Source organism: Clostridium sp. (assembly GCF_050717545.1).
Taxonomy (GTDB): Bacteria; Bacillota; Clostridia; order Clostridiales; family Clostridiaceae; genus Clostridium_AD.
Genome location: NZ_JBOITN010000030.1, coordinates 46,598 through 60,429, shown reverse-complemented (window position 1 = coordinate 60,429; position 13,832 = coordinate 46,598). Strand labels below are relative to the sequence as shown.

The following is a 13,832-nucleotide window of genomic DNA, read 5'->3' as shown; positions in this document are numbered from 1 at the left end:
GAATCTTCCTACTAATACTTATTTGATGTTTTCTTCTAAATATTGTTTAAATCTAGTATTCCACAATTCGTAAGTTTTAGGTCGTTCATCACTAACTACTGATAAAAATTCATCTACAACTCCTAAATTATTTAGGCCTTTCATTAGATGTCTAGGGTAAATTACATTTTTAGAGTAATTATTTTTAGGATCGATTACATTAATCGAAAAATCATCCATTAAGTATAAATCTTTACACCTAATATCTAATCTATTAAATTTAAGTTTCTTAAACTCCTCAATAAGCTTAATTATGTTGAGTGATATTTTTTTATTTATACCATGTTTTTTAATGTATTTATCCAACCGCTGGCCACTTGCAAAATCTCGGACAATGTAGTAGTCTCCATGTTCGTAAACTTTAGGAAAGTATTTGCTTTTTCTGGTTTTTATGAAGATATTATATTCTCCTTCGCAAACTTTTTTATTTTTAAATATTTTAATTACTCGGTTGTTAGGAAGCAAATAAACTATTCCATTATGGCCAGAACCTAGAAATTCTGATGTCTTAAGCATTTTTTCAACCTTACTATTTAACTGAATATAATAATTTTTGTCATCATTCATATTTTCATCTCCTTTATTAGAGATATCTATATATTATATGATAAAGACTTGTAAGTATTTCCTATATATTCATAAAAATATTTTTTGTAAAATAACATGAAAATTATATATAATTAAAATATCATAATTGTATCGAATGATGTGAGTTATAAAACCAACCTTGCTTAATATTATGTTTAATAATATAATAATATGGAATATATACACAGTTATAATATATTTTTAAGGAGAGATATTTAATAATGGTAAAAGAATTAGAAAATCAAGAAAATATATACAGTGGAAACGATCTAGGTGCAGTCTATACTTCACGTAATACAACATTTAAAGTATGGGCACCTACTGTGGAAAAAATCACGGTAATAGTGTATGAAACTTTTAATGATGATTCTGGAAAAAAATATGAAATGGTAAGGTCTGAAAAAGGAGTTTGGGTGGTTGCACTCGATGGCGATTTTAAAAATAAATATTATAACTATTTAGTATTAAATAATGGAATAGAAAATGAAACCCCAGATATTTATACTAAAGGTTCAAGCGCTAATGGTAGTAAGGGTATGATTGTTGATTTTAATTCTTTGAACCCTGAAAATTGGGAAAACCATAAAAAACCAAACCCAATTAATAGAACAGAATCTGTAATTTACGAAATTCATGTTAGGGATTTTTCGGTGTCAGCAGATTCAGGAATTAAAAATAAAGGAAAGTATTTAGGTTTTACTGAAAAAAACACTAAAACCCCTGCAGGAGTTGCTACAGGACTAGACCATCTTAAAGATCTAGGGATAACTCATATTCATTTACTTCCTGTTTATGATTTTGCAAGCGTAGATGAACTTGATAGTGGCTATAATTTTGGATATGATCCATATTTATTTAATGTTCTAGAGGGTTCTTATGCTACAGATGCGCGTAATGGAACTGTTAGAATAAAAGAGTTTAAAACTATGATTCAAACTTTACATGAAAATGGGATTAGTGTAATTATGGATGTTGTTTACAATCACACTTTTACTATAAAAAACTCACCAATGGATATATTGGTGCCAGGATATTATTATAGAACTGATGATAAAGGAAACTATACTAATGGTTCGGGTTGTGGAAATGAGACAGCCTCAGAGAGGCCAATGGTTAGAAAATTTATAGTAGACAGCATTAAATTCTGGGCGAGTGAATACAAAATAGATGGGTTTAGGTTCGATCTGATGTCACTTCATGATCTTGATACTATGAAAGAAGTGGAAAAGCAGGCTAAAATTATTAACCCAAATATAATTATTTATGGTGAACCGTGGACCGGTGGACCATCTTCAATACCATATGACATACAACTACGTAAAGGTAGTCAAAAGGGCATGCAAATATCCTTATTTAATGATGATCTAAGAAACGCAATAAAGGGTGATAATGACGGCAATGGGGTGGGATTGGTTAATGGTGGATCAGGTTTTGAACTAGAAGTTAAGAAAGGTATTGTGGGTGGAATAAAATATAGTAATGATATAAAAAATTTCACGAATACACCTGGGGAAAGCATAAACTATGTAAGTTCTCATGATAATTTATGTTTGTATGATAAATTTGAAAAAAGCAATCCTTATAATACACCTGATGAAAGAGAAAAAATGAGCAGGCTATCCTTAGCTATAATCCTTACATCACAGGGAGTACCTTTTTTGCAAGGTGGAACAGAAATACTAAGAACTAAACAAGGTAACCATAATAGTTACAACGCTGGTGACATTATTAATGAAATACGATGGGATAGAAAATCTGAGTTCTCAGAAACTTATGAATATATTAAGGGTTTAATAGATTTAAGAAAAAGCCAAAAGGTTATGACATTAGACAATGCAAGTGAAGTAATAAATTCATTAACATTCCTTGATATGCCGTGTAACTCTGTGGCTTACACGTTAACCTCAACGTTTTCTAATGATTATAGTAAACTACTTATAATCCATAATTGTAACAAAAACGATATAAAGTTAACTTTACCAGATGGTGATAAATGGAAAATATTAGCCAATGAACATGAAGTCAATAAATTAGGTGTAAGTATAGGAACTAAAACGTGTACTCCCGAGTTAACTATACCACCTCTCTCTACCTATATATTATGTAAATAACATATAGGTAGACTACACTCAACTCTAAAGATTCATAAATTTAGAGGATATATTTAAGATATATAGTTAAATAAAATAGAAAAACTGCATCTTTTAAGATGCAGTTTTTTTATTTTTACTTATTAATTGCCAAAACATTTGTTTTTGATCTATCAACAATGCCTAAGACTCTATTTCGATATATGCAATTGCTTTTTTGTTAAATAAATATTTTTTTCCCATAGTATTAAGTTCATGAGGTCTAGAGTTTTCAAAATTGTAAAACCAACTTTTAAATAGGTCAGCTTCAGATTGTTTCAAATCAAATAGTTGTGTTTCACCACTAATAAAAGAAATCGTTAACATTATAAACACTCCTTTTCAAATAACATTGTCCTAATAATATATATTCTATACTAAAAGGAGATTTCCTCTATTTATAACAATATAATTTTATGTTAATTATTTGAACAAAAAAAAGAAACCTTCACTAGGTCATTGATAGTGATAGATTTGCTTTTTAGTATTAGTCTAAACATTCTAAACATTCATTGATTACATCTTCAGTAATTTCAAATGATTGGTATTTTGTCATATAAACACCTCCTTAGTTGTCTACAAGTGCCAGAACAAATATAATTGTTTAGCTCTCTTGATATGATTTATAAGCGTTATCAATACGTAATTTAATAAAATTTTATAAGGGGTTCATTAGAAGTTTTAAATTGAAGAGGGTAAGAATTTAAGAATTGGATTTAAAAAATTCATGTATACTCTTTTGTCAAGCGTTTAATGATCCGATTTTTCGATGATTAGCAAATAGTTTTGCTAAGATTTTGTTTTCACTAGATAACTCTTTTATTATACATCATCTAAATTAATAATGCAATGTTTTTTTATTTCGCATAAGAACTATATAAATTGTCCTATATAAATTAAATACAAAACCAACCTATCATTAGATATCTGATATAATGATAGGTTGGCTTTTAATTTAAATCTATAAATCCCTATTTTGATATAATGGCTTGAACTCTGCCTACCTGACCATCTTCAAGCATAACTTTAATACCCCTTGGGTGCACTGCTGAATTAGTTAATAATCTCTTTACAATGCCACGAGTTAACTTAGTTGTTCTTTGGTCTTTTTTTAATACAACGTCAACTGTTGTACCTATAGGAATATTACTTCTTATCTGTCCTTCTTTTCCTGTCTGCGTATTCATGCTCTTATAGTCTCCTTCAATAAAATTACTTTAAAACTCGTTCTAATCTTTGGTATAATCATATTTGTAGAAAATTTATATAAATACAAATTGATTTCTATATAAACAATACCCCACTTACCATAGTTTTGTCAAAATATATTTAAATTACGCCTCAAAAATCAATTCATCTACTTCTACAAGAAAGAACATAATTTAAGAATAAATTAAATCTTAATGGAAATTATATAATATAAAATACTTTTTTACAAAGGAGAGATTGTGATGTTAGAATCCTTATCATTCATACCTACCAATCTATTAAATCCAATTATATCATCTGTTTCTATAATAATTGGTGCCATATTAGGTGGTATTTTCAGTTGGCTAATAAATAAAAATTCTACCGGCAAGGTGTTAGATACACAAAGTAAAACTGAAAAAGCTAACAGGCAATACCAGGATCAACTTAATAGTTTAAGAATTAGTGAGTATGCAACTATAATTCAATTAGATATATGCACCACCTTATATCAAAGTATTAGAATGTTAAAGGAATTTAACGCTGAAAATAAAATAGGTATTTATCCAATACCTATGAATTCTAATTATGCACAGGCGATTGTAGCTTTATCAAAAGAATTTAGTTTAAAAGAAATGAGCTATATTTATCAATTATATGGTATTATAGAAAAATTAAATAATGATACAAAAGGGTATCATTATGATGAAAAACATAGTAGCTTAATTAAAGAAGACTACATAATATTTATAAAAAAACTTTATGGAATCAATTTTTCAAAAGCATTAGATTTTAATATTGACATAGTAACATATGAAGATCTATATAATAACGAAATTATAAAACTGGGGTATAAAAATGTACTTATTAAATTAGATATTATTACTCATTAATTGTTTTTCATCAAATTTATAGAAATTATTCACATTTATTAGTCATTTTGATAAGAAACAACTATTATTTTAAGTTTTATATTGAAATTTCAATAGATTTAAGTTAAACTGACTAGTAGAGAAACAACAAGTTAAGTATGAACTCAGAAATTAAAATTTAGAAGTTATAAATTGAATCATATTTTCTATAATATCTAACATTCTTGATTTGATGCAAGAGGAGGTAAATTTTATGTCAAGTAGTAATATTGAAATGATGAAAAAAATTATTGAGGAAAAGAAAAAGACAAGTGCAGAGCAGAGTGGAATGTCAAGACCTGATAAATCAATTGGAAAACAAAAGAAAGCAGCAAGAAGTACTAAAAAAACAGGCGGTTTATTTGATAGATAGACATTTTTATTTGATTAAAATTAATTAAATAATATATTTATAAAAGAAATTAATAATGTAAAAAGATGAGCTTCGTATTAGGGAGTTTATTTTTTTATATTTTTTTATATACTAGCGAAAAAGATTATATAATTTATTAAGCATACTATCATGAATATTATAGTATTTATATTATATAAAGAACAAAATACTATATGCAAAATAGGAGGATTTTATGATATATCTTGATAACGCTGCCACTAGTTTTCCAAAACCATTAACAGTTTATTCCGAAGTTTTAAGGTGCATGGGAAATTATGCTGCTAATCCTGGAAGAGGATCTCATGACATGGCAATTGAGGCTTCATCTAAAATTATGGATACTAGGCAGGAACTAAGTGAATTTTTCAACATTCCTAATTTACTAAATATTATTTTCACATGTAACGCTACTCAGGCGCTGAATATAGGAATCAAGGGGATATTAAAACCAGGAGACCATGTGATTAGCACTGTAATTGAACATAACTCAGTTCTAAGACCACTAAATTATCTAAGTGAAAGAGGAATAACACTCACTCTCCTTAATGTTGATGAAAATGGATATTTAAATATTAATAATATAAAAAAAGAGATTCGTAAAAACACTAAAGCAATTATAATAAACCATACTTCAAATGTATTAGGAACTGTTCAAGACATAAGAGCTATAGGCAAGCTTGCAAAAGAAGCGGGTATAATCTTCATGGTTGACGCATCTCAGAGCGCAGGAGTTATACCAATCGATGTAACATGTGACAATATTGACTTATTAGCATTTCCAGGTCATAAAGGATTGTATGGACCTCAGGGGACAGGAGGCTTATATATAAGCGACGCTATAGAATTAGATTCATTTATTCAAGGAGGAACGGGAAGTGAGTCCATGTCTATGAAGCAACCAGATTTTTTACCTGATAGATTTGAAAGTGGAACATTAAATACACCAGGAATAGCAGGACTATGCGCGGGCATAAAGTATATTAGAAAAATAGGAATAGAAAACATAAGAAAACATGAAATTATGTTAGTGGAATATTTAATAAAAGAATTGTGTAAATTATCTTATATTAAAATTTACGGAGGCACTGATTATAAAAATAGAGGATCTGTAGTTTCTTTAACTTTAGACAATGTAGATGTGTCTGAAGTAGGGTATCTCTTAAATAAAAAAGAGATTGCAGTGAGAACAGGTTTTCACTGTGCACCTTTAATACATCAAATAATTGGTACAAACCTAAGCGGTACAGTTAGAATAAGTCCAGGATATTTTAACAGTTTAGAAGATATGGAAAAAATTATTATAGCATTAAAAGATATACATGAAAAAAGGCCCTTATTATAGGGCCTTTACTTATATATTATAGTTTTATTTAGCAAGATTTTTTATTTTCTATAACTAAAGCCGAAAGCGTTGAATTGTTAAAAACCAAAGTTGTGCTATCTGCAGTAACGATATCAGTTGTAGAAGTAATTGCTGCTACATAATAAGAACAACAATCATTATAACAATCACAATCATTATCACAACCACAATCACAAACTATGAAACTAATTATATCAGTTAATACGCCAGGTACAGGGTATACCCATGGATTTCCAATAGCCTCTGGAATAGTTTCACCTTTACAAAGTTTATATAGTTGGAAGCTAACATCTACAATTGCTGTACCAACTGTAGCTACTAAGTTGGTTGCAAATTCAAACTTAATGCAAGGGTCATGAAAATGTTCTACATTTAATACAACTTTAGCAAGTTGAGTAGTCACTGCAGCGGCAGGAATAGCAGCTCCTGTAACTGTTACTATTGCAGGATTTCCAACCTTACATTTTAATAAAACTTTAGTACCTTCTTCTCTTCTACAGCCACACTCTTTTTCATCATGAAAACCTTTTGACATTGAATTCATATATTTATTCCTCCTAAATTTTAATCATAATATTTTGTAAAAAGAATTCTAAATGTACTTTTTACATAAGTAGGATACTTTAGAATTCTTATAATACACTATATGATTTAGCCCTATAAATGTTCTGCTTATTAGAAATTTTTTTGACTTTACTTATTCTTCATCTTCACCTTCATCATCAAACAAAGGTATAAGCTTTTGATCTGGGAAGAATTTTGGAACTGGAGAACTATTAAATTTATCACAAGCATCCACTTCAATTTCATCTTCACATTCACTAGGAACTGGGCAATAACCATATGCTGGAATTAATAGTTGAACAATTAATTCACATTTTACAATAAGATGGAATCCCAAAGTAATATCCAAAACACTATCACCACAATGATCTTTGCATAAATCTCCATCTAAACATTCTGCCACCAATTCTAGTTTTATAATTTCAGAATCAAGATCTCTGGCTTTACCAGAAATAGAACTAACAGATATTTGGGCTATTGAATCTGGGCAATACAATTTTGATATAACTTCTGTACGATTAATTTCATAAAATTCACATTTTGTCTCTCCATCACAATCTATATAATCTGCATAAAATGAAATTCTAAAGCAAACTATTACTTTTTTATAACTAGAATTATTCTTTAGTGGGATTTTCTCTACTGAAATAAGCTTTAAATTATAATCCCTGCATCCAGTAAATATTCTTGGATCTTTAAGGGGATTACTTCTTAATTCTTCATCCGTATCTACAGTATCTTCACCACAAGCATAAACTAAGCATCTTTTAATTAAACATTGATCAAAAACTTTTGGAAGTTCAACGCAAACTAGTTCGGCTGGATCAGGTAGGTGCCCTTGTTTGTTAACTACACCAGGTCTTGCAATAAACTCATTACGAGTAATAGACATATATTATCCTCCTTTTATGTTAAGTGATACACTTCAAATTCGTGTTCTCTGTTTTATAGTATGTAGTTGCATACAAAGTGTGATTATTATATTTTAAAATTTACATAAATATTTTTTAAGTGTTTATTTAGGATTAAAAAAAGGCCCTTTTTAAAGCCTTTTTCATCTATTATTAAACTAATTACACATAATCATCGCCAATATCATTATCAAACAAAGGTTTAAGTTTTTGATCTGGAAAGAATTTTGGAGCTGGGGTCCGATTAAATCTTATACAAGGATCTTCATCAGCATCATCTTCACATTCCCAAGGGACTGGACAATACCCATATGCAGGAATTAATAATTGAACAATTAATTCGCATTTTACAATAAGATGGAATCCTAAAGTTATATCTAAAACACTTTCACCATCATCATTTTCGCCTAAATTTCCTTCTAAACAATCAGCTACCATTTCAAGTTTTACAATACCAGAATCTTCATATTTGTTGTCAACACATGTAAAGGTAGAAGCTATTTGTGCTATTGAATTAGGGCAGTAGAGTTCCGATATAACTTCTTTACGATTAATTTCATAATATTCACATTTTGTTTTATCATTGCAATCTATATAATCAGCATAAAATGAAATTACAAAACAAATTATTATTTTTTTGTAATCAGGATTTTTCTTAAGCGAAATTTTTTCTACTGATATAAGTTCTAATTTAAAATCCTTGCACCCTATAAATGCTCTTGGATTAATAAGCGTGCTACTTCTTAAATTTGCATCTGTGTTTACAGTACTGGGTCCATAATTATAAACTAGGCATCTTTTAATCAAACACTGGTCAAAAACTTTTGGAAGTTCAACGCAAACCAGTTCAGATGGGTCAGGAAGATGTCCTTGTTTGTTAACTGTACCGGGTCTTGGAATAAACTCATCATGAGTAATAGACATATATTATCCTCCTTTTATCTAAGGTGAAACACATATAAATGTGTTCTCTATATTACTTTATTCACGGGGCTATAAGTTGTGAGTTATAACATTGTTTATTGAAACAGGTAGCCATAAATGTCAATTTAAAAATTATCCAATATTATATTATGCAGGTACTTAATATATGCGCTCAAATATTAACTATTTGGTTATATATTACTTTATATGAAAATATAATTTCTATAAGGAGATGAGTGATATGAAAATATGTAGTCCGTGTTTATTCTATGATAATGAAGATCATATATGGAGGTTTTATATAAATGATAGCAAGGAATTAATGTACAGTATAATGTACAGTGAAGATAAATGGACTAAAGAGATCAAAATTGACGATAAAGTTTTAGATTTTGTAGTGAATTTAGATATTGATAATAAAATTTATATTTTATATAGTGTTAATACTAGCGATCTAAAGTATTGTGAATGGGTAAACAATAAATGGTTCGGAAAAACAATTTATTCTTTTGAAAATAAAGAGTATGAAATGACTGAATTAACTGTAATTACAATCAAAAACCTAATGCATATATTTTTCATTAGCAATAGTAATATAAATAAATTCAAATGTTCTTTAATACATTTGTGCTTAAACAAGGAAGTGAATTTATTTAATACAATTGATACCATAACATTTTCAAAAGATGTTTTCTGTCATTACCAGGTTCACAAGTTAGAAGACAATAATTTATACTTAGTATTCATTAACCCTGAAAAAGATGAATCAGTAATAAAATTTACATTGTTTAAAAATAATAACTGGAGTCCACCAAAAAGATTATATGGTATTATCGGTACTAACGTTAATTTTTGCACATTAATACATTTAAATAAAATAAATATAATGAATGTATCTAAAGAAGGTTCTTTATATTTTATAGAACATGTAATAATTGATCCTGATGGAAAAATGAAAAGCTTTAAAATCCATGAAAGCTACGATGAACCAACTAACTATTTATTAACAGAAATTAGTGGAGTCCTCTGGGCAATGTGGACTCAGGGTAAAAATATTTTCACATCTTCATATAGTAAACATTGGAGCCAACCAAGTCAAGATAATAGTAAATTAGATAATGAAATTTCAATATATAAATACTTATCCATAAGCGACAAAAAAAATATTATAAATTGTAAATATATTCTCGGAACTATTCCTCCTGAAATAAGTTTATTATTACCTAACTACAAAAATAGTGATAGTTCAATTGACTCTCAAAAAACTAATATGATAAATTCAAAAGCTGAATTGGATTATGATTTTCAAACAAATAAAATAGATATTCAAGAAGAACTTTTATTACTACAAAAAACTAATATAAATTTACAAAAAGAACTAATAGATTTACAAATGAAGTATCAACAAAAAATAAGTATTATAGAGGAATTTGATGACAATTTATTTAAACTCACAAATGCAAAGAAAAAAGCTGAAGAAAAATTAAACATAATAACTGAAATACAACAGAACTCTATAAAAAAATTAAAAGTAATGGAAATTGAAAAGGTATCTACAAATATATTTATTAATGAATTAAAGAATAAATCTTTACAACTTAGCAATGAAAACGAGGGATTAAATGAGCAGAAAATAACCAAAAGTAACGTTGTAAACGAATTACAAAATAAATTACAGCAACTAGCTAGCGAAAAAGAGGGATTAAGACAAGATTTAAGATACGAAAAAAACATAGGTATAGTAGATAGAATTTTCAAAAAAAGACCTGAAAGGTAGATAACACATTAAAAGATATTTTCATATAATAGATTGTCCAGTAATTTGCAGATTATATGATATTTATTATCAATAAGGGAGATGCACAGAATCGTGATAGTAGAAGAAAATGAATATTTAGTTGTTTACCCAGGTCGTAATACTGCAACACTTTTGTACAATAGGCTTCTAAAAAAATCTTGTTATGTTGAATTAATATCAACACCAACAAAAATATACTATGGTTGTAGTCTATCAATTAAATTTAAACAAATAGATATGGATATTGTTAATGATGAAATTTTAAAAATTAGTTTAAAACCAAAAGGAGTATATAAAATTATTAAGAAAGGTAAATTCGATAACTACGAAAAGCTTAAGCTATAACCACATACTTTCTTAGGATTTGGTATTTCCAAATCCTTTGTTTTTTTTAAGCATATTTTCTATAGTTTAAGCATATTTTTTATTATGAAGGGGAAAGGGTGTGATTAAAATAGATAAATTTATTAGAAAAAGTTTGTATATTGTTTCAAATGTTAAAACTGAAACCCTAACTATTATTGATGGACTTTGTAATACTATATTAAAAGATATTCCTATTGGGAAAAGACCATTTAAATTAGCTTTGAAAGATGATAATACTATTGCAGTTGCTTGTGATGTGAGTAATACTGTTTCACTAGTTAATTGCAATAATTACAAAGTTGAAAGAAAAATAATTCCAAACAATGGAAATATTATAATAGATAACAAACGCAAAAGAATATATGTTTCAAATACCTCTCAGATTGATATCTATGATGTTGATCTAAACATATTATTAGGTCAAATCAAAGGATTTTCAGCAATTATTGATATGAAACTAAATAAAGATTCTTCTAAATTATATATATTAGATACATTACTAAAAGAATTAAGAATCTATAACACAGAAAGTTATAATCTTATAAATTCTTTTGAAAATTTAGGTGTTAATTCAACTTATCTAATAGTCTCTAAAGACGATAAAACTGTTTATGTTTCAATGCAACATAATATTTTAAAAATAGATATCAATCTAAAAATTATTACTAATTTAATTCTACCAAAAGGATCGTTTATAGCTAATATGATGTTAGACAAAAATATTTTATATGCAGCAAATCAAGGATTAAACAGAATAGATTTAATCAATATTAAGACTAATAAAGCATATAATTATATACTTACATCAAAAACGGAACCTGTTAGACTTTTTATAACTGATGACAACACTAAGCTTTTGGTTGTAAATAAAAGCAGTGAAGATTATGGTAGCATTGATATAATAGATTTAAAGTTAAATTGTTTAATAGGTTCAATTTTGATGAATAATCTAAATAGTCAACCATATGATGTTATTTCACTGAGCCTCGCTGATACATATGTTCCGACAGTTGCAAAACCTAGTTTACAATCATGCAATGAGGAAATAACTATAATAGCGAAAAAAATATTCGCATTTTACAATGAAAGTATTAATTTTCCTATAATCAATATAAATTTGCCAAATGACTTAACCTCACCTTATATTCTAGAAAGAATAAAATTTGAACCTGGTATTATTGTACAAAATTCTGAATTAAGGAGTTCCATATCTAGTGAATCCGGATTATCAACTATAAAATTTATTTTAAGAGTTAATTATTTAATTGATTATCTTCAAAATAATAATTTTTTTAGTATCTATGGATTTTTTGAAAAACCCATAGATACTTTTGTAGATATCCCAAAAGAACGCGATTTAAGCGAATTTAACCTTAAGATAAAAACAACTACTAAACTTATTTCTGACCCTAGTATACTTGACAATACTATTAAATTTGGTGTCACAACTTTTATGGAACTTAAGATAATAGGTGATGATGAAATATCTATCCCAAGTTTAAAGAAACCTTATGATAGTTGTGGTGAAGACTTTGAAGTATTTAAAGGTTTTGAGGGTTCTATTTTTTTAGACGAGAAAAATTTTCCGGTTTAAAACAATTGATTATAAGAAATGAAGGTTGGCAACAATTACTTTCCAAAGACAAACCCATCTTAAATATGTTATAATATTTTATGCACAAGAGGGGTGATTTTATGGATAATATTGCAGGAGAAGGTTGTGAAATTTTAATTCCTTTTAATGAAAGAAAACCAATAGAAGAAATAGAACGTAGTCTTATAAAAACCTATAGAAAACCTATTTGGTCAAAATTTGTTAAAGCTATAAAGGACTATAATTTAATTGATGCTGGTGACAAAATTGCTGTAGCTATTTCAGGAGGTAAAGATAGCCTTATAATGGCTAAATTATTTCAAGAATTACAACGGCACGGTAAAGTTGAGTTTGAATTAGAATATATTGCTATGGATCCAGGTTATCATAAAAATATAAAAGATTTATTAGTTGATAATTGTAAACATTTAAATATTCCTGTTAAAATATTTGAGTCAAGAGTATTTGATATAATTGATAACATTGCTCGTGATTATCCTTGTTATATGTGTGCTAAAATGCGCCGTGGTGCATTATATGCAAAAGCACAAGAACTAGGTTGTAATAAGCTTGCACTTGGTCACCATTTTAATGACGTAATTGAAACCACTATGTTAAATGTTTTTTATTCAGGAAATTTTAAAACAATGCTTCCAAAACTAAAAGCACAAAATTTTAAAAAAATGGAGTTAATACGCCCTCTTTATTATATTGAAGAGGAAGATATTGAAAAATTCACTCAAGATAGTGGTATTTGGCCATTAAATTGTGCTTGTATGGTTGCAGCAAAAAAAATTGGGAACAAACGAAATGAAATCAAAGATTTAGTTAAGCAATTAAAAAAGAATTTTAGTGGTATAGATAAATCTATTTTTAGATCTACTCAAAACGTAAATATGGATTCTATATTAGGTTGGCAGAAAAACAGCGAGAATCATTCATATTTAGAATTTTATGATGAAGATTAAATACTAGCAGTAGAACTAATAATATGTTCTGCTGCTACTTTTTTATTACTAATAAAAAAGTATTTTTAACTATATGTATATTTTTATATATTTGA

General features: G+C 27.7%; 14 protein-coding genes. 8 read left to right on the top strand and 6 right to left on the bottom strand.

The annotated features are described in order from the left end of the window. Nucleotides 1-18 precede the first annotated feature (18 nt). Nucleotides 19-606 (bottom strand): protein kinase, encoded by a 588-nt coding sequence (locus ACREVX_RS08120; RefSeq protein WP_431543675.1) that lies wholly within the window; start codon nucleotides 604-606, stop codon nucleotides 19-21. 242 nt (nucleotides 607-848) lie between these two features. On the opposite strand from ACREVX_RS08120, the gene pulA reads away from it, so the two are divergent. Then, nucleotides 849-2,738 (top strand): type I pullulanase, encoded by a 1,890-nt coding sequence (pulA, locus tag ACREVX_RS08115; protein WP_431543674.1) that lies wholly within the window; start codon nucleotides 849-851, stop codon nucleotides 2,736-2,738. 162 nt (nucleotides 2,739-2,900) lie between these two features. Here the strand turns inward: pulA and ACREVX_RS08110 are convergent, their stop codons facing one another. Both ACREVX_RS08110 and ACREVX_RS08105 read right to left on the bottom strand, forming a co-directional pair. Further along, a complete protein-coding gene (locus tag ACREVX_RS08110; RefSeq protein WP_431543673.1) occupies nucleotides 2,901-3,083 on the bottom strand; it encodes a hypothetical protein in 183 nt (60 codons plus the stop codon). A gap of 644 nt (nucleotides 3,084-3,727) precedes the next feature. Continuing rightward, entirely contained in the window at nucleotides 3,728-3,943 is a 216-nt protein-coding gene (locus tag ACREVX_RS08105; protein ID WP_431543672.1) for a YwbE family protein, read from the bottom strand. Nucleotides 3,944-4,207: 264 nt separating this feature from the next. On the opposite strand from ACREVX_RS08105, the gene ACREVX_RS08100 reads away from it, so the two are divergent. The 3 genes from ACREVX_RS08100 to ACREVX_RS08090 all read left to right on the top strand — a co-directional run bounded on the left by ACREVX_RS08100 (nucleotide 4,208) and on the right by ACREVX_RS08090 (nucleotide 6,591). Beyond that, nucleotides 4,208-4,837 (top strand): hypothetical protein, encoded by a 630-nt coding sequence (locus tag ACREVX_RS08100; protein ID WP_431543671.1) that lies wholly within the window; start codon nucleotides 4,208-4,210, stop codon nucleotides 4,835-4,837. 232 nt (nucleotides 4,838-5,069) lie between these two features. Next, nucleotides 5,070-5,228, top strand: a complete 159-nt coding sequence (locus ACREVX_RS08095) for a hypothetical protein (RefSeq protein ID WP_431543670.1) — start codon at nucleotides 5,070-5,072, stop codon at nucleotides 5,226-5,228. 214 nt (nucleotides 5,229-5,442) lie between these two features. After that, on the top strand, nucleotides 5,443-6,591 hold the full coding sequence (locus tag ACREVX_RS08090; RefSeq protein ID WP_431543669.1) for an aminotransferase class V-fold PLP-dependent enzyme: 1,149 nt from the start codon (nucleotides 5,443-5,445) through the stop codon (nucleotides 6,589-6,591). A gap of 28 nt (nucleotides 6,592-6,619) precedes the next feature. On the opposite strand, the gene ACREVX_RS08085 is transcribed toward ACREVX_RS08090, so the two are convergent. The 3 genes from ACREVX_RS08085 to ACREVX_RS08075 all read right to left on the bottom strand — a co-directional run bounded on the left by ACREVX_RS08085 (nucleotide 6,620) and on the right by ACREVX_RS08075 (nucleotide 9,011). Then, complete coding sequence (locus tag ACREVX_RS08085; protein WP_431543668.1) at nucleotides 6,620-7,156, bottom strand: DUF4489 domain-containing protein; 537 nt, start codon at nucleotides 7,154-7,156, stop codon at nucleotides 6,620-6,622. A 153-nt stretch (nucleotides 7,157-7,309) separates the two neighbouring features. Continuing rightward, nucleotides 7,310-8,068: a hypothetical protein gene (locus ACREVX_RS08080; RefSeq protein ID WP_431543667.1), complete on the bottom strand. Its 759-nt coding sequence runs from the start codon at nucleotides 8,066-8,068 to the stop codon at nucleotides 7,310-7,312. A 181-nt stretch (nucleotides 8,069-8,249) separates the two neighbouring features. Further along, nucleotides 8,250-9,011 (bottom strand): hypothetical protein, encoded by a 762-nt coding sequence (locus ACREVX_RS08075; RefSeq protein ID WP_431543666.1) that lies wholly within the window; start codon nucleotides 9,009-9,011, stop codon nucleotides 8,250-8,252. A 241-nt stretch (nucleotides 9,012-9,252) separates the two neighbouring features. Between ACREVX_RS08075 and ACREVX_RS08070 the strand changes: the two genes are divergently transcribed. From ACREVX_RS08070 to ACREVX_RS08055, 4 genes are all read left to right on the top strand, one after another. Next, the gene (locus ACREVX_RS08070) at nucleotides 9,253-10,788 is read left to right on the top strand and encodes a coiled-coil domain-containing protein (protein WP_431543665.1); all 1,536 of its coding nucleotides are present in this window, start codon (nucleotides 9,253-9,255) and stop codon (nucleotides 10,786-10,788) included. 93 nt (nucleotides 10,789-10,881) lie between these two features. Continuing rightward, entirely contained in the window at nucleotides 10,882-11,154 is a 273-nt protein-coding gene (locus tag ACREVX_RS08065) for a putative Se/S carrier-like protein (protein ID WP_431543664.1), read from the top strand. A 100-nt stretch (nucleotides 11,155-11,254) separates the two neighbouring features. Continuing rightward, entirely contained in the window at nucleotides 11,255-12,769 is a 1,515-nt protein-coding gene (locus tag ACREVX_RS08060) for a YncE family protein (RefSeq protein ID WP_431543663.1), read from the top strand. 101 nt (nucleotides 12,770-12,870) lie between these two features. After that, nucleotides 12,871-13,737, top strand: a complete 867-nt coding sequence (locus tag ACREVX_RS08055) for a tRNA 2-thiocytidine biosynthesis TtcA family protein (protein WP_431543662.1) — start codon at nucleotides 12,871-12,873, stop codon at nucleotides 13,735-13,737. The last annotated feature ends 95 nt before the right edge of the window (nucleotides 13,738-13,832 follow it).

Coding starts and splice junctions, on each gene's coding strand:
- pulA (WP_431543674.1), top strand. CDS start 849: ATGGTAAAAGAATTAGAAAATCAAGAAAATATATACAGTGGAAACGAT.
- ACREVX_RS08085 (WP_431543668.1), bottom strand. CDS start 7,156: ATGAATTCAATGTCAAAAGGTTTTCATGATGAAAAAGAGTGTGGCTGT.
- ACREVX_RS08080 (WP_431543667.1), bottom strand. CDS start 8,068: ATGTCTATTACTCGTAATGAGTTTATTGCAAGACCTGGTGTAGTTAAC.
- ACREVX_RS08120 (WP_431543675.1), bottom strand. CDS start 606: ATGAATGATGACAAAAATTATTATATTCAGTTAAATAGTAAGGTTGAA.
- ACREVX_RS08070 (WP_431543665.1), top strand. CDS start 9,253: ATGAAAATATGTAGTCCGTGTTTATTCTATGATAATGAAGATCATATA.
- ACREVX_RS08075 (WP_431543666.1), bottom strand. CDS start 9,011: ATGTCTATTACTCATGATGAGTTTATTCCAAGACCCGGTACAGTTAAC.
- ACREVX_RS08105 (WP_431543672.1), bottom strand. CDS start 3,943: ATGAATACGCAGACAGGAAAAGAAGGACAGATAAGAAGTAATATTCCT.
- ACREVX_RS08100 (WP_431543671.1), top strand. CDS start 4,208: ATGTTAGAATCCTTATCATTCATACCTACCAATCTATTAAATCCAATT.
- ACREVX_RS08090 (WP_431543669.1), top strand. CDS start 5,443: ATGATATATCTTGATAACGCTGCCACTAGTTTTCCAAAACCATTAACA.
- ACREVX_RS08095 (WP_431543670.1), top strand. CDS start 5,070: ATGTCAAGTAGTAATATTGAAATGATGAAAAAAATTATTGAGGAAAAG.
- ACREVX_RS08055 (WP_431543662.1), top strand. CDS start 12,871: ATGGATAATATTGCAGGAGAAGGTTGTGAAATTTTAATTCCTTTTAAT.
- ACREVX_RS08110 (WP_431543673.1), bottom strand. CDS start 3,083: ATGTTAACGATTTCTTTTATTAGTGGTGAAACACAACTATTTGATTTG.